This is a genomic window from Neorhizobium galegae, from assembly GCF_017877055.1.
Lineage (GTDB): Bacteria > Pseudomonadota > Alphaproteobacteria > Rhizobiales > Rhizobiaceae > Neorhizobium > Neorhizobium galegae_D.
Map to the genome: position 1 here is coordinate 72,797 of NZ_JAGIPG010000006.1, position 18,483 is coordinate 91,279.

16 protein-coding genes and 1 pseudogene are annotated in these 18,483 nt (G+C 60.8%); 11 read left to right on the forward strand and 6 right to left on the reverse strand.

The annotated features are described in order from the left end of the window. Positions 1-20: 20 nt before the first annotated feature. The gene (locus J2857_RS28595; RefSeq protein ID WP_210013462.1) at positions 21-884 is read right to left on the reverse strand and encodes an endonuclease/exonuclease/phosphatase family protein; all 864 of its coding nucleotides are present in this window, start codon (positions 882-884) and stop codon (positions 21-23) included. Between the two features lie 114 nt (positions 885-998). On the opposite strand from J2857_RS28595, the gene obgE reads away from it, so the two are divergent. From obgE to J2857_RS28645, 10 genes are all read left to right on the forward strand, one after another. Next, positions 999-2,060, forward strand: a complete 1,062-nt coding sequence (gene obgE / locus J2857_RS28600) for a GTPase ObgE (RefSeq protein ID WP_210013463.1) — start codon at positions 999-1,001, stop codon at positions 2,058-2,060. Next, positions 2,057-3,235 (forward strand): glutamate 5-kinase, encoded by a 1,179-nt coding sequence (gene proB / locus J2857_RS28605; RefSeq protein ID WP_210013464.1) that lies wholly within the window; start codon positions 2,057-2,059, stop codon positions 3,233-3,235. The genes obgE and proB overlap by 4 nt, the downstream gene beginning before the upstream one ends. Beyond that, the gene (locus J2857_RS28610) at positions 3,228-4,511 is read left to right on the forward strand and encodes a glutamate-5-semialdehyde dehydrogenase (protein WP_210013465.1); all 1,284 of its coding nucleotides are present in this window, start codon (positions 3,228-3,230) and stop codon (positions 4,509-4,511) included. The genes proB and J2857_RS28610 overlap by 8 nt, the downstream gene beginning before the upstream one ends. 42 nt (positions 4,512-4,553) lie before the next feature. After that, positions 4,554-5,150 carry a nicotinate-nucleotide adenylyltransferase gene (locus J2857_RS28615; protein WP_245363990.1) on the forward strand — a complete coding sequence of 199 codons (597 nt, stop codon included), beginning with the start codon at positions 4,554-4,556 and terminating at the stop codon, positions 5,148-5,150. Between the two features lie 148 nt (positions 5,151-5,298). Next, entirely contained in the window at positions 5,299-5,730 is a 432-nt protein-coding gene (rsfS, locus tag J2857_RS28620) for a ribosome silencing factor (RefSeq protein WP_210013467.1), read from the forward strand. A gap of 108 nt (positions 5,731-5,838) precedes the next feature. Beyond that, positions 5,839-6,321: a 23S rRNA (pseudouridine(1915)-N(3))-methyltransferase RlmH gene (gene rlmH / locus J2857_RS28625; RefSeq protein WP_210013468.1), complete on the forward strand. Its 483-nt coding sequence runs from the start codon at positions 5,839-5,841 to the stop codon at positions 6,319-6,321. A 106-nt stretch (positions 6,322-6,427) separates the two neighbouring features. Then, positions 6,428-7,828, forward strand: a complete 1,401-nt coding sequence (locus J2857_RS28630) for a murein hydrolase activator EnvC family protein (protein WP_245363969.1) — start codon at positions 6,428-6,430, stop codon at positions 7,826-7,828. After that, positions 7,818-9,152 (forward strand): S41 family peptidase, encoded by a 1,335-nt coding sequence (locus J2857_RS28635; RefSeq protein ID WP_210013470.1) that lies wholly within the window; start codon positions 7,818-7,820, stop codon positions 9,150-9,152. Before J2857_RS28630 ends, J2857_RS28635 begins: the two co-directional genes overlap by 11 nt. A 90-nt stretch (positions 9,153-9,242) precedes the next feature. Further along, positions 9,243-10,442 carry a divergent polysaccharide deacetylase family protein gene (locus J2857_RS28640; RefSeq protein WP_210013471.1) on the forward strand — a complete coding sequence of 400 codons (1,200 nt, stop codon included), beginning with the start codon at positions 9,243-9,245 and terminating at the stop codon, positions 10,440-10,442. Positions 10,443-10,458: 16 nt separating this feature from the next. After that, complete coding sequence (locus J2857_RS28645; RefSeq protein WP_210013472.1) at positions 10,459-11,004, forward strand: RNA pyrophosphohydrolase; 546 nt, start codon at positions 10,459-10,461, stop codon at positions 11,002-11,004. 117 nt (positions 11,005-11,121) lie between these two features. Here J2857_RS28645 and bfr read toward each other — a convergent pair whose 3' ends face one another. The 5 genes and pseudogenes from bfr to J2857_RS28665 all read right to left on the reverse strand — a co-directional run bounded on the left by bfr (position 11,122) and on the right by J2857_RS28665 (position 17,869). Next, on the reverse strand, positions 11,122-11,607 hold the full coding sequence (bfr, locus tag J2857_RS28650; protein WP_113283845.1) for a bacterioferritin: 486 nt from the start codon (positions 11,605-11,607) through the stop codon (positions 11,122-11,124). Beyond that, positions 11,573-11,976, reverse strand: a pseudogene (locus J2857_RS31160) ((2Fe-2S)-binding protein). The gene bfr and the pseudogene J2857_RS31160 overlap by 35 nt, the downstream one beginning before the upstream one ends. 58 nt (positions 11,977-12,034) lie before the next feature. Continuing rightward, positions 12,035-15,472: an error-prone DNA polymerase gene (locus tag J2857_RS28655; protein ID WP_210013473.1), complete on the reverse strand. Its 3,438-nt coding sequence runs from the start codon at positions 15,470-15,472 to the stop codon at positions 12,035-12,037. After that, positions 15,469-16,890: a Y-family DNA polymerase gene (locus J2857_RS28660; RefSeq protein ID WP_210013558.1), complete on the reverse strand. Its 1,422-nt coding sequence runs from the start codon at positions 16,888-16,890 to the stop codon at positions 15,469-15,471. The genes J2857_RS28655 and J2857_RS28660 overlap by 4 nt, the downstream gene beginning before the upstream one ends. 40 nt (positions 16,891-16,930) lie before the next feature. Then, positions 16,931-17,869, reverse strand: a complete 939-nt coding sequence (locus tag J2857_RS28665; RefSeq protein WP_210013474.1) for an ImuA family protein — start codon at positions 17,867-17,869, stop codon at positions 16,931-16,933. A gap of 172 nt (positions 17,870-18,041) precedes the next feature. On the opposite strand from J2857_RS28665, the gene J2857_RS28670 reads away from it, so the two are divergent. Then, a complete protein-coding gene (locus tag J2857_RS28670; RefSeq protein WP_210013475.1) occupies positions 18,042-18,479 on the forward strand; it encodes a metallopeptidase family protein in 438 nt (145 codons plus the stop codon). Positions 18,480-18,483 lie beyond the last annotated feature (4 nt).

Genomic DNA, 18,483 nt, shown 5'->3' on the forward strand with positions numbered 1-18,483 from the left:
AGGAAACTCCGCCGGATCGCTCACTCGACCTCGACCCACAGCGGAAAATGGTCGGAACCAAACGCCTCGTTGTCGATCCAGGCGTTTTTCAGCCGCGGCACCAGTCCCGCATTCACGAAGCAATGATCGAGATGCATCTTTATCGGCCCGGAACCCGGCGGTTTCGCCCAGGTATAGCTTTCCGGCGTCAGCGATCCGAGGCGCTCCAGCACGTCGACGGGTTCGTTGGCACGCAGAGTGCGGCCGTAATAGCGGTCCCGCTGGCCGGCCAGGGCTATATATTCGGTCGATTCCGGCTCCATGTTGAAGTCGCCCATCAGCAGGAAATCCTCCGGCAGCGGCAGATCGGGAAACCCCTCTTCGGCGGCGCCGGTCAGCGAACCGCCTTCGGAGGTGAAATTCATCACCCGCTCTTTCAGAAAGCGGATCTGGCCAAGCCGTTCATCGGGAGAAACGTGATCGAGGTGGACGGAATAGACCCGAAGCGGCCCGCCGGGGGCCAGGATGATCGCTTCCAGCGCCCCGCGCTGCAGGTTGAGCATCTCAACGGTCCGGCTGCGCGGCAGGAGGAGGTGGCGGGTGGCAAGGATCGGCCAGCGCGACAGGATCATGTTGCCGAACTGGGAGCGGCGCTCGACGCGGCGGCCATTCTCGACGGAGATGTCGAGCAACAGGTCGCAAGGCGCGCCGTAGACGTGAAAATGCTCCGGAAAGAGATCCGAGAAACGGGCAACGAGATCGACATGGCCATTCTTAGGAAAACCGCGCGTCACCTCCTGAAGCGCGATCACATCGGCTCCATTGATACTGGCGGCAATGCGTTCAGGATCGAACAGACCATCCATGCCGATCCCGTATTGAATGTTATAGCTGACGAACTTCATGATATTCTTTGACCTCCGCCCCAACCGACGATATCGAAACCCCTATCGACGTGCACTGAGCGCCCTACCTAAAGCGACAGGCCTCCCGACTAACACAAGACTGACGGCGACAAGATGAAATTTCTCGACGAGGCAAAAGTCTATATCCGCTCCGGCGACGGCGGCGCGGGCGCCGTCTCGTTCCGGCGGGAAAAGTTCGTCGAATTCGGCGGACCTGATGGCGGTGACGGCGGGCGCGGCGGTGATGTCTGGGTCGAGGCGGTCAACGGCCTCAACACGCTCATCGATTTCCGCTTCCAGCAGCATTTCAAGGGCCAGACCGGCACCCACGGCATGGGTCGCAACCGCACCGGCGCCAATGGCGGCGACGTGACGCTGAAAGTGCCCGTCGGCACCCAGATCTTCGAGGAAGACAACGAGACCCTGATCATCGACCTCACCAAGGAAGGCCAGAAGTTCCGGCTCGCCAAGGGCGGCAATGGCGGTTTTGGCAACACCCATTTCAAGAGCGCGACCAACCAGGCGCCGAACTGGGCCAATCCCGGTCTCGAGGGCGAGGAAAAGACCATCTGGCTGCGGCTGAAGCTGATCGCCGATGCCGGCCTGGTCGGAATGCCGAATGCCGGCAAGTCGACCTTCCTGGCGAGCGTCACCCGCGCGCGTCCCAAGATCGCCAATTATCCGTTCACGACCCTGCATCCCAATCTCGGCGTCGCCACCATCGACGGCCGCGAATTCGTGCTCGCCGATATTCCGGGCCTGATCGAAGGCGCCCATGAGGGCGTCGGCATCGGCGACCGGTTCCTGGGCCATGTCGAGCGAACCCGCGTGCTCCTGCATCTGGTGTCCGCCGTCGAGGAAAAGGTCGGCAAGTCCTACAAGACGGTGAAGCACGAGCTCGAAGCCTATGGCGGCGGCCTGATCGACAAGCCGGTCATCGTGGCGCTGTCGCAGATCGACGTGCTCGACGACAAGGAACTGAAGAAAAAGGCCAAGGAACTCGAAAAGGCCTGTGGCCAGACGCCGTTCCTGATTTCCGCCGTCACCGGCAAGGGCATGACCGAGGTGCTGCGCGCGCTGCGTGACGTGATCGTCGAGGCAAGCGGCGTCAACGACACCGCATTGCCCGATCGCTCGACCCCCATCCAGGATTTCGATGAGGACGAGGACGCATGACGGCTGTCCGTAAACCGCTCGCCAGCCATCGCCGCATCGTCATCAAGATCGGCTCGGCGCTCCTCGTCGATCGCAAGACGGGCCTGAAGTCGCAATGGCTCGATGCCATCTGCGCCGATATCGCTGCCTTGAAGGCGACGGGTATCGACGTTCTGGTCGTGTCTTCCGGGGCGATCGCCATGGGTCGCACCGTGCTCGACCTGCCCTCTGGCGCGTTGAAGCTCGAAGAGAGCCAGGCGGCTGCGGCCGTCGGGCAGATCGCACTGGCCCGTGCCTGGTCGGAAAGTCTTTCGCGCGATGGCATCGTGGCTGGCCAGATCCTGTTGACGCTGGGCGACACCGAAGAGCGCCGCCGTTACCTCAACGCCCGCGCCACCATCAACCAGCTTCTGAAGATAGGCGCCGTGCCGATCATCAACGAGAACGATACCGTCGCCACGACCGAAATCCGTTACGGCGACAACGACCGCCTTGCCGCCCGCGTCGCCACCATGACAAGTGCCGATCTGCTGGTTCTGCTCTCCGATATCGATGGGCTCTACACAGCCCCGCCGCATCTCGACCCCGACGCGAAATTCCTGGAAATCGTCCCCGCGATCACACCGGAGATCGAGGCCATGGCCGGCGGCGCGGCGTCCGAACTGTCGCGCGGCGGCATGCGCACCAAGATCGACGCCGGCAAGATCGCCACCGGCGCCGGCTGCGCCATGATCATCGCATCCGGCAAGACGGATCATCCTTTGCGCGCCATCGAGCAGGGCACTCGCTCCTCGTGGTTCGCGCCCTCGGGAACGCCGGTCACGGCGCGAAAAACCTGGATTGCAGGGCAGCTTCAGCCGGCCGGCGAACTTTTCGTCGACGAAGGGGCAGAAACCGCGCTCGGCACCGGCAAAAGCCTTCTGCCTGCCGGCGTGCGCCGCATCGACGGCCATTTCCATCGTGGCGACACAGTCGCGATCATCGGCGCCGATGGTCGCGAGATCGCCCGTGGCCTTGTGAGCTACGATGCCGAAGAAGCCCGCCAGATCACCGGACGCAAGTCCGGCGAAATCGAGGCGATCCTCGGTTATGCCGGCCGCGCCGCCATGGTCCATCGCGACGACCTTGTGATGACCGGACCGGCGAAGCGGAAAGTCAAAAAAGAAGATCGCAAGGAGGATGCCGCCCATGCTTGATATGGTTGCGAAAACGGGCGACGTCGCCGCCGTGATGGATCAGATCGGCCGGAACGCCAAGTCGGCGGCCCGCCAGCTTGCTACGGCTTCGACCGAAGCGAAGAAGAAGGCGCTGAGCGCCATGGCGGATGCGATCCTTGCCGCCAAGGACAGGATTCTTGCCGCCAATGCCGCGGATCTCAAGAATGTCGAAGGCAAGGACCTCCTGCCGTCGTTCGTCGACCGGCTGACACTCACCGAAAAGTCGATCGCCGGCATGGCGCAGGCGCTGCGCGAGATCGCCGAGTTCAAGGATCCGGTCGGCGAAGTCATTGCCGCCTGGGACCGCCCGAACGGCCTCCATATCGAACGCGTCCGGACGCCACTCGGCGTCATCGGCGTGATCTATGAAAGCCGCCCGAACGTCACCGCCGATGCCGGCGCGCTCTGCCTCAAGGCCGGCAATGCCGTGATCCTGCGCGGCGGCTCCGATTCGGCCCTGTCGTCGCAGGCGATCCACGATTGCCTCGTGGCCGGCCTGAAGGCTGCCGGACTTCCCGAACATGCGATCCAGATCGTGCCGACCACTGACCGCGCCGCCGTGGGCGCAATGTTGTCGGGCCTTAACGGCGCGATCGACGTCATCGTGCCGCGCGGCGGCAAGAGCCTGGTCGCCCGTGTCCAGAACGAGGCGCGTGTGCCGGTCTTCGCCCATCTCGAAGGCCTATGCCATATCTATGTGGATGCCTCGGCGGACCTGGAGATGGCGAAAAAGATCATCGTCAACGCAAAAATGCGCCGTACCGGCGTCTGCGGCGCGGCCGAGACCCTTTTGATCGACAGTGCCGGGATCGGCACGCATCTAATGCCCATCCTCGAAGCACTGACGGAAGCCGGCTGCGAAATCCGCGCCTCGGCGGCCGTCCTCAAGGTGTTTCCGGGCTTCAAGCCTGCGACGGAAGAGGACTGGCGCACCGAATATCTCGACGCGGTTATTTCGGTTGCGATCGTCGATGGCATTTCCGGCGCCATCCGCCACATCAATACCTATTCTTCCAACCACACGGAGGCAGTGATCGCCGAGGATCCTGAAGTCGTGTCGCGTTTCTTCAACGAGCTCGATTCGGCGATCCTGCTGCACAATGCCTCTACCCAGTTCGCCGATGGCGGCGAGTTCGGCATGGGCGGCGAGATCGGCATCTCGACCGGCAAGATGCATGCCCGCGGCCCCGTCGGCGTCGAGCAGCTGACCTCGTTCAAATACCGGGTGCACGGCACCGGCCAGATCCGGCCCTGATCGCGCGTGACGGAAGAGACGATCGACCGCCGATATCTGGTCATGCCGCATGCCGAACGGGGCATGGCCGTCGGCCTGTTCGGCGGTTCGTTCAATCCGCCTCATGAGGGCCATCTCCTGGTCGCCGAGATCGCGCTCCGGCGCCTTGGCCTCGACCAGCTCTGGTGGATGGTGACACCCGGCAACCCGCTGAAAAGTCGTTCCGAACTTGCTTCGCTCGACGACCGGCTGACGATGAGCGAGAAGCTGATCGACGATCCGCGCATCAAGATCACCGCTTTCGAAAAGACGCTCGGCGGATCCTATACAGCCGACACGCTGGCCTTCGTGAAGGCCAGGAACCCGCTTGTGCATTTTGTCTGGGTCATGGGCGCCGACAGCCTGAAGACCTTCCACCACTGGCAGAAATGGCAGACGATCGCCTCGACCTTCCCGATCGCCGTCATCGACCGGCCGGGAGCGACACTCTCGTTCCTGTCGTCGAAAATGGCCCGCACCTTCGATTACGCCCGTGTGGACGAAGATGACGCGGGCACGCTCTGGAAACGGCGCGCGCCGGCCTGGACCTTCATCCATGGCCCGCGTTCGGCCTTGAGTTCCACCGCGATCCGCGCCGCAAACGGACAGAAATCCGATTAGCGCCGGCCACCAATGCGACGAAAAGGGTCTACATCTTTCTATCACCTTTCAGGACGCTCTCTTGAAAGATTAAGAATTCGATGCCACCTTAAATATAGCGGCCGAGCGTGAATCGGATTCGCTTCAAGTGCCTGTTGCTGTTACCTGGATGAAAGGACAAACCCTGACAACAGTACACGCCAAGGGCAGGACGGCCTCCGTTCTCCCGCAGAGCCTGGAACGTGGCGCCGATGCTGCTGCCCGTGCTCTCGAACTGGTCCTCGCAAGTCTCGAGGACTCCAAAGCTGAAGACATCGTCACCATCAACATTGCTGGAAAATCAGCGCTCGGAGACTACATGGTCGTTGTCTCCGGACGATCGAACCGGCATGTCATGGCCATCAGCGATCACCTGATTTCCGATCTGAAGGACGACGGGCTTGGAACCGCCCGCGTCGAAGGGCAGGAGACGGGTGACTGGGTGCTCATTGACACCGGGGACATCATCGTCCACGTGTTCCGTCCTGAAATCCGCGCGTTCTACAACATCGAAAAGATGTGGGCGACGCCGGATATCGAAGAAGGCACGCTGCTGCACTGACGCGTTCGGGCAGGCCCTGAACCGTCGGACTGAGGTCGAAGTCATGCGGCTGGGTGCAAACTCGCCGCCGGAAGGGATTTTCGGCCGTAAAATTCAACGGATCAGGACATGCGAATAAGCCTTTTTGCCGTGGGACGGCTGAAAACCGGACCGGAAAAGGATCTTGCGTCCCGTTATCTCGACCGCTTCGCCAAGGCTGGCCCGGCGGTGGGTCTGGAATTGTCGAAACTGATCGAGGTCCAGGAAAGCCGAGCGGCGAATGCCGACACGCGCAAGCGCGAGGAAGCGACGGCGCTCGAAAAGGCGCTTGCCGAAGGCGCAGTCCTCATTCTTCTCGATGAACGCGGCAAGGCGCTCGACAGCGAAGCCTTTGCCGGCATGATCGGCCGATACCGCGACAACGGCAAACGCGACATGATGCTGGCGATCGGCGGAGCCGACGGTCTCGACCCCGAACTCCGCGAGCGGGCCGATATGGTGCTCAACCTCGGCTCGATGACCTGGCCGCACCAGCTGGTGCGCATCCTGATCGCCGAACAGCTCTACCGCGCCGTCACCATTCTCTCGGGCCATCCCTATCACAGAGCTTAAACGATCGTTTACCTTCAAACACGATGTTGTTTGTGGCCTCGTCGGGCAAATCAGCTTAAGTTTTCTCGATCCGGCGAATAGCGGAGCGGGAATGCGGACAATCAGGATGACATCGTACCGGCGCGCGCTGCTTCTGGCGGCGGGTCTCGGTTTCGCGCTGGTCCCACCCTTCCCCATCTTCAGCAACGCACGCGCCCAGAACGTTTCCCCGCCGACGGCACCTCAGGCGGCACCCGCCGCCGCAGTCGATCCGACTGCCGACCTGCAGCGCCGGCGCAACGAAACCCGCGGCGAGCTCGAAGTTCTGACCAAGAACATGAAGATTTCCGGCGACAGGGCCGCCGCGATCGAAAAGAACATCGCCGATATCAGGAAGAATACCGCCGATGTCCGCCAGGCGCTGATCGATTCGGCCGCCCGTCGAAAAAACCTGGAAACCAGGATCCTCGACAGCGAGAAGAAGATAACCGAGCTGAAGCTCAAGGAAGACGGTATCCGCACCTCCCTGCGCGGCCGCCGCGCCGTGCTGGCCGAAGTGCTCGCAGCCCTGCAGCGCATGGGCCGCAATCCTCCTCCGGCACTTCTGGTGACGCCCGATGATGCGCTTGCCTCGGTTCGCAGCGCGATCCTGCTCGGCGCCGTCGTTCCTGGCATGCGCCACGAAGCGGACAAGCTCGTTGCCGACCTCCAGTCTCTGGCCTCTCTGCAGGCCTTGGCAATGACCGAGAAGACCACCGTCTCCAGCACCATTGCAGCCAGCCTCGAAGAGGACCGGCGCATGACCCTGCTGCTCGCGGAAAACGAAAAATTGAACAAGCGCAACGCGGCCGATCTCGACGCCGAGCGCCACCGCTCCGAGGAGCTTGCCGGCCGCGCCACCACGCTCGAGAACCTTATCCAATCGTTCGAAGGCGAGATCGCCTCGGTGCGTGAGGCGATCGACCAGGCGCGCGCCGAGGAAGAGCGCCAGCGTATGATGTCCGATGCCGAGCGCGAAAAGGCAAAGCAGCTTGCCCAGAGCGGCGTGCCCGACAAAAACCGCATTGCGCCCGCATACGCGTTTTCAAGCCTCAGGCAGAAACTGGAGCTTCCGGTTGCCGGAGATGTATTGCGGTGGTTCGGCGATTCCGACGGGACGGGGCATTCGGCGAGAGGCATAACCGTTGCTTCGAATGCAGGTGCCGTGGTGACGGCGCCGGCTGATGGCCTGGTGGTTTTCGCCGGAGCCTTCCGGAGTTACGGACAGATGATCATCCTCAATGCCGGAGACGGATACCATCTGGTTCTGACCGGCATGGACGTTGTGAATGCACGGCAGGGCAAGTTCGTTTTCGCAGGCGAGCCCATTGCGGTGATGGGTGAGAAAAGAGTGGCAAGCGCAACCGCATTGGCGCTGGAAACAGATCGTCCAACGCTTTACATTGAATTCCGAAAAGATGGCACACCGGTCGATTCCAAACCGTGGTGGACCTCGAAAGAAACTGGAAGGGCACGAAATGATTCGTAGGGCTTCTCTTGTCATCGTCGGTGCACTCTTGGGTGCGACCGCGATGAGCGTGATTTATTCGGCCGGTGTGCCGGCGCAGGCCGCCGGCCCTTCGACCTACCGGGAACTGTCGATCTTCGGCGACGTGTTCGAACGTGTACGCGCCCAGTACGTGACGCCGCCGGATGAAGAAAAGCTGGTCGAGAATGCCATCAACGGCATGCTGACCTCGCTCGACCCCCATTCGAGCTTCATGAATGCCAAGGATGCCGAAGACATGCGCACGCAGACGCGCGGCGAGTTCGGCGGCCTCGGCATCGAGGTCACCATGGAGAACGAACTCGTCAAGGTCATCGCGCCGATCGACGATACGCCCGCCTCCAAGGCCGGCATTCTGGCAGGCGACTTCATTTCCGAGATCGACGGCGCCCCGGTGCGCGGCCTGAAGCTCGAAGAAGCCGTCGAGAAGATGCGCGGCGGCGTCAACACCCCGATCAAGCTGACGATCATCCGCCAGGGCGCCGATAAGCCGCTCGACATCACCGTGGTCCGCGACATCATCGCGGTGCGCGCCGTGAAGTCCCGCGTCGAAGGCGGCGATGTCGGTTATGTCCGCGTCATCTCCTTCACCGAAAAGACCTATGACGACCTCGAAAAGGCGATCAAGAAGATCAAGGCGGATGTCCCGGCCGACAAGCTGAAGGGCTACGTGCTCGATCTGCGCCTCAACCCGGGCGGTCTGCTCGACCAGGCGATCAACGTTTCCGACGCATTCCTGGAACGTGGCGAAGTGGTTTCGACCCGCGGCCGCAATGCCGAAGAGACCCGCCGCTTTAACGCCGGCCCGGGTGACCTGACCGACGGCAAGCCGGTCATCGTGCTCGTCAACGGCGGCTCGGCTTCCGCTTCGGAAATCGTCGCCGGGGCGCTCCAGGATCTGCGCCGCGCCACGGTTCTCGGCACGCGCTCCTTCGGCAAGGGTTCGGTTCAGACAATCATCCCGCTCGGCGATGCCGGCGCGCTGCGTCTGACCACCGCGCTCTATTACACGCCGTCGGGCAAGTCGATCCAGGGCACCGGCATCCAACCGGACATCAAGGTCGACCAGCCGCTGCCGCCCGAACTGCAGGGCAAGATAAGGGCTGAAGGCGAATCCAGCCTGCGCGGCCACATCCAGGGTGCTGCCGAAACCGACGAAGGTTCCGGTTCCGCCGCCTACGTGCCGCCGGAAGCCAAGGACGACATCCAGCTCAACTATGCGCTCGATCTCTTCCGCGGCGTGAAGAAGGACCCGTCCTTCCCGCCGAGCCCGGACAAGGCCGCAGCCGCTACGATCAAGAAGTAAAGACAATCATCGGGCCGGCCAGCGTGACGCGTTGAAAAGACGCCGCGCTGGCCGGTTCTTCGTATCTGCAGACAGAACGCGGAATAGACCTTGGGCACCGATCTCCATGCACCGCTCGGACAGAACCGGCCGGCCGCTCGGCGACGGAAGCGAAGGTTTTCTTTCGCGATTGCTTTGGCGATGCTTTCGGTTACCGGCATCCTGGGGCTTTCGCTCTACGCCATGCGCGGCGATGATGCCCTGAAGCAAACTGCTTCCAACGCACCGCCCGCTTCCAAGCCCGAACAAGTCCAGCCTGCCGCAAAATCCGACCAGAGCGCAACGCCGCAGCAATCCGCCGGCATGCCTCGTTCCGATCCGAGTTCCGGGGCCAATATCGAACGGACGCTCACTGATGACGGCTCGGTCGTCACCAAGTACACGCCCCGATCACGCGACGGCAGCGGGCCGGTGATGATCGGCACCCAGCGGATCGGCCAGGACCCGCGTATGGCTGCCCAGCCCAACGATGCGCTGCTGGAAGATTCGCCCCACGGCCGGCTGCCCATTGTCGGGCCCGGCGGGCAGCGGCCGATGGATCAGTATGCGCGGCCCTGGTCCGGCGCGCGCGGAACCCGAATCGCAATCGTCGTCGGCGGTCTTGGCCTCAGCCAGACGGGCACCCAGCGGGCGATCCGCGACCTGCCGCCGACGGTGACGCTCGCGTTTGCCGTCAGCGGTAACAGCCTGCAGCGATGGATGCAGGAAGCCCGCCGCGCCGGCCACGAGATCCTGATCCAGGTGCCGTTCGAACCATTTGATTATCCGGCCAACGATCCAGGCCCCGGCACTCTGCTGACCAGGATGTCGGCCAAGGACAATCTCGGCCGCCTTCACCGCGCCATGGGCGAAATCACCAACTATACCGGCGTCATGAACTATCTCGGCGGCCGTTATCTCTCGGATGCCGGCGCGTTGGAGCCGGTCCTGCGCGACATTTCCAGACGCGGGCTGCTCTTCCTCGACGACGGAACCTCCGCCCAGTCCAAGACGGCGATCGTTGCCAAGGCGATCGAACTACCGCATGCCTTCGGGGATCTGACGCTTGACGGGCAATTGCAGAAGGATGCCATCCTCAAGAAGCTCGATGAACTGGAGCGCATTGCCGGTCGCAAGGGAACGGCGATCGGCATCGCTTCGGCTTTCGACGAGAGCATCGATGCGGTAAGGCAATGGAGTGAAGAAGTCTCGCAGCGCGGTATCGAGATTGTCGGCGTCTCGTCGCTCGCGAGCGAAAGCGTCGGACCGTAATCGATCGGAGTTATCCATGAGCAAAAAAGGCAAACGTTCGGTCGTCGCGGAGGAGCTTCCCTATCGCCCCTGCGTCGGCATCATGGTTCTCAACCGTGAAGGCCTTGTCTGGGCCGGCCGGCGCATCAGCGACGGCAACAGTGAATTTGACGGTTCGCCGCAGCTCTGGCAGATGCCGCAGGGCGGCATCGACAAGGGCGAGGAGCCGCTTCCCGCCGCCTATCGCGAGCTTTACGAGGAAACGGGGATGCGCTCCGTCACCTTGCTCGCCGAGGCGGACGATTGGATCAATTACGATCTGCCCGAACATCTGATCGGCATCGGGCTGAAGGGAAAATATCGCGGCCAGACCCAGCGCTGGTTCGCCTTCCGTTTCGATGGCGACGAAAGCGAGATTGCCATCAACCCGCCGCCTGGCGGACACGCGCCGGAATTCGATGCCTGGGAATGGAAGCCTATGGCCGACCTTCCGAGCCTGATCGTGCCCTTCAAGCGCGCCGTCTACGATCAGGTCGTCGCCGAGTTTACCCACCTGGCCAAGGCTGCAACCAAGAGGCTCTGACCGGTGGGGAGCTTGCGTCTGGCTCAGCCGGCTGCCATGTGACCGGTTCGTGGACTGAAATGAAAAACCCGGCGGAGCGGATGCTTCGCCGGGTTTTGTGTGTTCAAGTACAGCCCCTTATTCGGCAGAATCGGCAGATTCTGCATTGAGGAGGCCGTAACGCTCCTCGCCGATTTTCGCCAGGAGATCGAGTTGCGTTTCGAGGAAGTCGATATGGCCTTCCTCGTCCATCAGAAGCTCTTCGAAAAGCTTCATCGAGACGTAGTCGCCGGCCGCGTGACAGATATCGCGGGAAGCCTTGTAGGCCGTGCGGGCATCGTATTCGCCGGCGAGATCGGCCTCCAGGACTTCCTTGACGTTCTGGCCGATGCGCAGCGGGGCAACCGTCTGCAGGTTGGGATGGCCTTCGAGGAAGATGATGCGATCGATGAGACGATCGGCATGCTGCATTTCTTCGATCGACTCCGCCCGCTCCTTTTTCGCGAGCTTCTTGAAGCCCCAATCGTCGAGCAGGCGATAATGCAGCCAGTACTGGTTGACTGCGCCCAGCTCGAGAAAAAGTGCCTCGTTAAGCCGCTCGATGACCTTTGAGTCGCCTTTCAATGTCCGCTCTCCTGTTTTCCTCATGGAATTGTCTCAAGCGGGACATATATACGACCACCTCGTCTTCCGTCGAGTGGTGCGCGGCGTGATATTCCTCGGTTGTGCGGATGATCAGATCGACGACGCCCGGGAAACAGCCGCAGCAGCGGCCGCGTTTCGCCATGGCGTGATAGACTTTTGACGGGACGATAAGCTGCCAGCAGTCTTCGTCAAGGAGCTGCGTGATGACGTCCTTGATTTCCCTGTCGGTGATGTAATTGCAACTGCAAACCAGCATTCTCGGTCGACCTGCCAAACATGACCTGTAACATCTTCTTTTTGCGAAAGCGGATAGGAGATGTCAAGAAAAAATCGACGCATATGCGTCATTTCTTAAGTGAGCCTGCCATACCCGGAGCCTCCTCTTTCGCCCCATTCCCGTTGGCAATTAGTGGAAGTTACGGCCTTTGGGCATGACGCTTCCCGGACCGGCCGCATAGGAATGATGAGGCCCGGCCTCTTTTACGGACTTGCTGTCTCGTTCTTCCATTCCATTGGAACGCCTCTTCTGCCGATGGTCGCCGCTGGACTGCAACACCTCGTCGGAGCGGGCCGACACCCCGAGCCGCCTCGCCTCCTTCTGCAGCAAACCCAGCATCGGTGTAATGTCCTCGATATGCTCGACCACCGTATGAATCACACCACTCTGGCTTTGCAGTTTCCCCCGGATCTTCACCAGCCGCGCGCCCATGACGACCGGCCGGTAACGTTCGAAAATTTTCGACCACACAATTGCATTGGCGACGCCAGTCTCGTCTTCCAGCGTCATGAAAATGACGCCCTTGGCCGAACCCGGCCGCTGCCGGACGAGAACGATCCCGCCGATCGTCACCCGCTGCCCGTTCGGGACAGTCAAAAGATCGACGCTGCGGGTAATCCCCATCATCTTGAATTCCTCCCGCAGGAAAGAGACCGGATGGGCTTTCAGCGAAAGCGAGAGATAGCGGTAATCCTCGACCACCTGTTCGCCGGGCAGCATTTCCGGAAGCGCCACTTTTGCCTCGGGCCTCAAATCCATGCGGTCGGCCATTTCGAACAGAGGCAGTTTCTCGGCAACCCTCCTGGCATCGAGCCCCCTGACTGTCCAGAGCGCCTCGCGACGATTGAGCCTTACGGAGTTGAAGACATCGGCATCCGCGAGCCGCTCGATATCCGACTTGTCGAGACCGGACCGCTGCCAGAGATCATGGATCGAGGTATAGCCCTCTCCTCGGTGAGCAATAAGCTTCTCGACCACGTCTTTCTCGGCAAGGCCCTTGACCTGACGAAACCCAAGCCGCACTGCGCGCCGGGTCCTGATGACATCCCGCATGGATCCGTGACGCTTATCGATCGCATTCCTGTCGAAGGCAGACGCTTCCAAAGTACAATCCCAATCCGAGTAATTGATATCGACAGGAAGGATTTTGACGCCATGTTCCCGCGCATCGCGAACGAGCTGCGCTGGCGCATAAAAGCCCATGGGTTGGGAATTCAACATCGCCGTGCAGAAGACATCCGGATAATAGGCCTTGATCCAGGAAGAGGCATAGACGAGCAAAGCGAATGAAGCCGCATGACTTTCCGGAAATCCGTATTCGGCAAAACCTTCGATCTGGCTGAAACAGCTTTCTGCGAATTCTCGTGGGTACTCGTTCTTGAGCATCCCTTGAATGAAATCACGCCTGAATTCTTCCACTCTCCCGGAACGTTTGAAGGTGGCCATCGATCGGCGCAGTTTGTCTGCCTTCGCTGGTGAAAAGCCGGCTCCAGTAATAGCGATCTGCATTGCCTGCTCCTGAAAAAGCGGCACTCCCAGCGTCCGCTTAAGGACTTCTTCCAATTTAGGGCCGGGGTATTCGATAGGTTGATTGTTCCGTAAGGCCTCTCGCCGCTTCAGATAAGGATGGACCATGTTCCCCTGGATCGGTCCCGGTCGAACGATCGCCACCTCGACGACAAGATCATAGAACTCCCGAGGCCTTAGACGCGGCAGCATGCTCATCTGAGCCCGGCTTTCGATCTGGAATACACCGATCGTGTCGGCACGGCAGATCATGTCATAGACATCATCCTGCTTATCCTGAAGCAAACCAGCCAACGTCTCTTCTCGATTGTAATGCTGTTTCATAAGTTCGAATGCCTTCTTGAGGCAGGTCAGCATGCCGAGCGCCAGCACGTCGATCTTCAAGAGCTTCAGCGTGTCGAGGTCGTCCTTGTCCCACTCGACCATGTAACGGCCAGGCATCGCCGTTTTCATGATCGGCACGACTTCATCCAGCCGGTCGCGTGTAATCAGGAACCCGCCGACATGCTGGGTGAGATGGCGCGGAAAACCCATGAGTTCCTTCGCATGGGCAATCACCTTGAGTGTCGTTTTGTCCGCCACATCAAGACCTGCGACCTTTGCCTCCCGCTCCGAAAGCCCCTCTTCCGACCAGCCCCAGACAGTACTCGAAAGCGCCGATTGCACATCTTCGGAAAGACCGAAAGCCTTGGCCACCTCGCGCCCTGCCATACGCGTTCGATAGCTGGTCACAGCCGCGGTCAAGCCGGCATGGCGATAGCCGTAATGCTGATAGATGTATTGGATGATCTCTTCTCGCCGCGCATGCTCGAAATCGACGTCGATATCAGGCGGTTCGTTCCGCTCCGTCGAAATGAACCTTTCGAAAAGAAGTGTCGTGAACGTTGGATCGACTTCGGTAATGCCAAGGCAGTAACAGACTGTGGAATTGGCGGCCGAGCCACGTCCCTGGCAGAGGATTTTCAGCTCGTACCGGGCGTGCCAGACGATATGGCGTACCGTCAGAAAATAAGGCTCGTATTCCATCTCCTTGATCAGGTCGAGCTCATATCTGATCTGGTTCGAAACCTTTTCCTCGATCTTGTCGGGGTATCGGCGCCTTGCCCCCTCCCACGTCAACCGTTCCAGAGTTTCGGACACCGTCTCGCCTGGCACGCTTTCGTCGGGATAGTTGTGGCTGAGTTCGTCAAGGGAGAATTTCAGCTGGCTGAAGAACTTTTTCGTATTGGCGATCGCGTCCGGATAGGCACGGAACAGCCGCATCATTTCAGTGGCTTGTTTGATATACCGTTCTCCATTCGGTGCGAGCCGGAAACCGGCTTCCTGGACTGTCACGTGTTCGCGGATTGCCGTGACCACGTCCGATAGGGATCGCCGATAGGGGAGATGGAAAAGGGGCAGGTTGGTCGCAATCAGAGACACTCGATTGCGTGCGGCAATCTGGGCAAGCGAGTCAAAGACAAGGGCATCGCGGCCATCATAGGTCGGTGCCAGAGCCAGATAGATATTATTGCGAAACCGTTCTCTGTATTCATTGAGACAGTCTCCCAGGTGCTGCTGATAAACCGAGTCTTCCAAGCGGGAAAAATCCGGCACGACCGCCAGCATCATCTCGTCGCACCATTCCAGAAGATCCCATCCTTCCAGAATGCAGGCTCCCTTGTCTGCCCTGAGTTTCCCCCGGCTCAGCAGGCGGCAGAGATTGGCCCAGCCCTTCCGGTTCTGCGGATAGGCGAGAATATCCGGCGTCTTGTCGGAAAAAACGAGCCGCGCTCCCGGATGAAACGCGCAAGGGAAGATGGCCGCTTCCTCGTCTTCCTTTTTGCCGTGCTTCTGCTGAAGTTCGTATGTTTCCTTCATGTTTCTGACTTGGCTATGCGCTCTCACCACGCCGGCAACGGAATTCCTGTCGGCGATACCAAGACCGGACAGGCCGGACACGCTGGCCGCGATGATCATCTCCTCAGGCTTGGCCGCTCCCTCCAGGAAGGAGAAATTGGTCTTGGCGCCGATCTCGAAAAAGGCGGGAGCGTCCGTCATGCGAAAATCCCGTGCACGCGCCAGGTCGGCGCAGTTTTGCCGGCGACGTAATGGCCCGCGCGGAAAACCCAGAAGCGGCGGCCCGCCTCGCTTTCCAACCGGAAATAGTCGCGCTCCTCTGCATCCTCCTCGTCATGCCACCATTCCGGCGAAATCCGCTCCGGTCCCTCGGCACGAATGACCTTGTGAACGATGCGGCGCCAGCGGAAACGCTGGGGAGGACCGTCCGGCACCGTTGCCGCAAAAGCTTCCACGGGTTCCGGATGACGAAAAAGCCGCAAGGGCCGGTCGCTTCTCGGCACGAAGGTGAAAATTTCCTCGGGTTTTTCCCGGACGATCCTTGCTGCAATCGCCGGCACGAACACTTCCGCACGCTCCGGCACATGGCTCTGTTTTGGTTCGGCGACCTGCAGACAGTCAGCTCCGAGCCGGGCTGAAACCCGATCGACAAAATCGGCAAGCGAGATTTCACTATCGCCATTCCCGGTGAAATCACCCTGCAGGATCTTGAAGATATCGTATTGCAGCACGTTGAGACGCAGGAGCTCGAAACCGAAGCCGGCATCGAGATGGTCATGCACAGCGTTCAGGCGCTCGGAAAACAAGGACGAAATCCGTTTCGGATCCTGCAGGGGCTGGGAAGCGCCGGCCGCGATGCGAAACACCCGGCCATCGACCCGAAAAAGAACCAGTTCAAAAACCCGCCCGCCGACGCCGCGCGCTTCCAGTTCCGATTTCAACGAAATGGCAATCTGGCCGGTCAGCTGCAGAATATGTTCTTCAGCCTGGATCGGCTCGGCGAGTCGCCGCTCGGCGGAAAGGGCTGCCACAGGACGGCGAGGCGAAATGGCCTCTTCATTGTTCCCGAGCGCCTGATCCAGACGAAGCAACAGATGCGTGCCGAAACGGCGGGCCAAAGGCGCACGCGGCATGGGCAGAAGGTCCCCGATCCTTTTCAGTCCGAGCTTGTAGAGCGATGCAATAGTGGTCTCATCGATGCGCAGGGCGTTGACCGGCAGAGGCGCCAGCACCTCCTGCGTCACCTGATCGGCGATCACGCCGCCGCGGCCGAAGCGGCAGGCCGCCCATGATAGGCCCGGCGACGAGGAGATCGCTCCTTTGACATCGAAGCCCATCTGCAGAAGCCGGCCAAGAATATCCTTCAGCAGGGCTTCCTCGCCGCCGAAGAGGTGGGCACAGCCGGTGATGTCGAGAAACAGGCCTTCGCGGCCGTCCAGCGCCACCAGCGGGGTATAACGATCACACCAATCGGCGATCGCCTCGAGAAGGCTCTGGTCCGCAGCGTCATCTTCGTCCGCCACGTCGATTTTCGGAAACATGGCGCGTGCCTCGGCCAACCCCTGCCCGCGCTTCAGCCCAAGGCGTTCGGAAACTTCGTCGAGCGCCGTGAGCCGCATGGCGTTTTCCCGCCGGCCGGCACAGAGGATCGGAGGATGTTCAGGACGCCCTTTCGAACGCCATGACAGTCCCCAGAGCCGGCGCGCGATCCTGTCGGTCGGCAGATGCGGGAAGACGAGCGCCAGGATGCGCTGGCGGGTTGCGGAAAGAAAAAGCCTCTCCTGTGTCTTTGCCGAGGGAAAATTGACGCTCATAAGGGTTCCACTCCAGAAGTAAGGACAGCGGAGCCGGGTTACGGCTCTTCTCCAGGGTCAGCCTGAAAACGGGATGACCGATGCTGCCGCCAAGCACGGATCCATTCGGAAGATGCCGGGGAGCCGCCGGTGCCGGTTCGACAAGAAAACGGAACGAGGCGCTGCTCGCCTCTTCTTCTCCCCCATGCCGCAATAGAAAGAGCGGCCGCCCCGCCGCCTTTGCTCTGAGACCCAACCTGCGGCTTTCGGTGAGCCCGAAATGCCTAGGGTTCCCCCGGATTTCGAGAATGACGGCGACAAGAGCCCGGCTCGCCACCGCGGTCTCCGCAAGCCACAGGGCATCGTCCAGCTTGCGCGGGGAGGCGTAAAGAACATCCCGCGAGCTCAATCCGAACTGTTTGAGGCCGACGGAATAAGGAATACCGGCTTCCTGCGTGGAGACGACATCGCCTATCCAGAGAACGGGCACCTCATTCGGTTGTCTCGCTTTGAGGTAAGATGCCAGCGAGAGAGCAAAGCCGCTTGCAGCCCCGGCATCTCCCATCAGGAGGGAGCGGATTTCCGTGATGCCGTCGAGCGGCAGACCGCCTTCCAATGCGGTGTCCATCTGCGTTATGCCGAATGGCAGGCGGGGCTGATTGTCTTTGGCTTTCCGGCCTTCCGGATCGGCAGCCGAGTCCGCCTGTTCCGCCGCGGCAAGCGCCGGAAGGGATTTTCCTTCCAATCTGGCGATCTGTTCGCGCAGGGCAAAAAGCGTCTCCTGCGCCGTGGCGTGCTCGGCCATGGCGTCAGCTCCATCTGTAAATGTTCTCTTTATGTTCTTATGGATTCCAGAGCTGCCCGAAAGAGTCAACAGCCAAATCCTGGGAATCTTTTCCTTGGAGGGTAGGCCGATGATTCTTCACTCGAAAAATATCGCGGGAGGTACTATATGGGCCTGATCAGAAGGAGAGCCTATGGCCCGCATCGACCAGACCGACGATTGGCAGGATCGCCACGCGCCGACGATCAGCGCATTCGAGTCGTTGGCGATCGAGGCCTATGGTCATTTACCGGAGGAATTCCGGGCTCTCACCACCAACCTGACGATCGAGATCGAGGATTTTCCCGACGACGACGTTTTCGAGGACATGGCGCTCGAGACACCCTTCGACCTGCTCGGCCTTTTTGAAGGCCGCGGCATTTCCGAGCGGTTCAACATGGAAACGGGCGAACTGCCGAACCGCATCCGGCTTTATCGCCGGCCGATCCTCGATTACTGGGCGGAAAACGAGGAAACCCTGGGCGATATCATCACCCATGTGCTGATCCACGAAATCGGTCACCATTTCGGCCTCAGCGACGACGACATGGAGCGTATCGAGGCGAGCGCCGAGGAAGCAGCCCAGCGCTGAATTA

What these genes read in the sequence shown, in the direction of transcription:
- J2857_RS28595 (WP_210013462.1), bottom strand. Translation starts at nt 884, where the DNA reads ATGAAGTTCGTCAGCTATAACATTCAATACGGGATCGGCATGGATGGT.
- obgE (WP_210013463.1), top strand. Translation starts at nt 999, where the DNA reads ATGAAATTTCTCGACGAGGCAAAAGTCTATATCCGCTCCGGCGACGGC.
- proB (WP_210013464.1), top strand. Translation starts at nt 2,057, where the DNA reads ATGACGGCTGTCCGTAAACCGCTCGCCAGCCATCGCCGCATCGTCATC.
- J2857_RS28610 (WP_210013465.1), top strand. Translation starts at nt 3,228, where the DNA reads ATGCTTGATATGGTTGCGAAAACGGGCGACGTCGCCGCCGTGATGGAT.
- J2857_RS28615 (WP_245363990.1), top strand. Translation starts at nt 4,554, where the DNA reads ATGCCGCATGCCGAACGGGGCATGGCCGTCGGCCTGTTCGGCGGTTCG.
- rsfS (WP_210013467.1), top strand. Translation starts at nt 5,299, where the DNA reads ATGAAAGGACAAACCCTGACAACAGTACACGCCAAGGGCAGGACGGCC.
- rlmH (WP_210013468.1), top strand. Translation starts at nt 5,839, where the DNA reads ATGCGAATAAGCCTTTTTGCCGTGGGACGGCTGAAAACCGGACCGGAA.
- J2857_RS28630 (WP_245363969.1), top strand. Translation starts at nt 6,428, where the DNA reads ATGACATCGTACCGGCGCGCGCTGCTTCTGGCGGCGGGTCTCGGTTTC.
- J2857_RS28635 (WP_210013470.1), top strand. Translation starts at nt 7,818, where the DNA reads ATGATTCGTAGGGCTTCTCTTGTCATCGTCGGTGCACTCTTGGGTGCG.
- J2857_RS28645 (WP_210013472.1), top strand. Translation starts at nt 10,459, where the DNA reads ATGAGCAAAAAAGGCAAACGTTCGGTCGTCGCGGAGGAGCTTCCCTAT.
- J2857_RS28655 (WP_210013473.1), bottom strand. Translation starts at nt 15,472, where the DNA reads ATGACGGACGCTCCCGCCTTTTTCGAGATCGGCGCCAAGACCAATTTC.
- J2857_RS28660 (WP_210013558.1), bottom strand. Translation starts at nt 16,890, where the DNA reads ATGCGGCTCACGGCGCTCGACGAAGTTTCCGAACGCCTTGGGCTGAAG.
- J2857_RS28665 (WP_210013474.1), bottom strand. Translation starts at nt 17,869, where the DNA reads ATGGCCGAGCACGCCACGGCGCAGGAGACGCTTTTTGCCCTGCGCGAA.
- J2857_RS28670 (WP_210013475.1), top strand. Translation starts at nt 18,042, where the DNA reads ATGGCCCGCATCGACCAGACCGACGATTGGCAGGATCGCCACGCGCCG.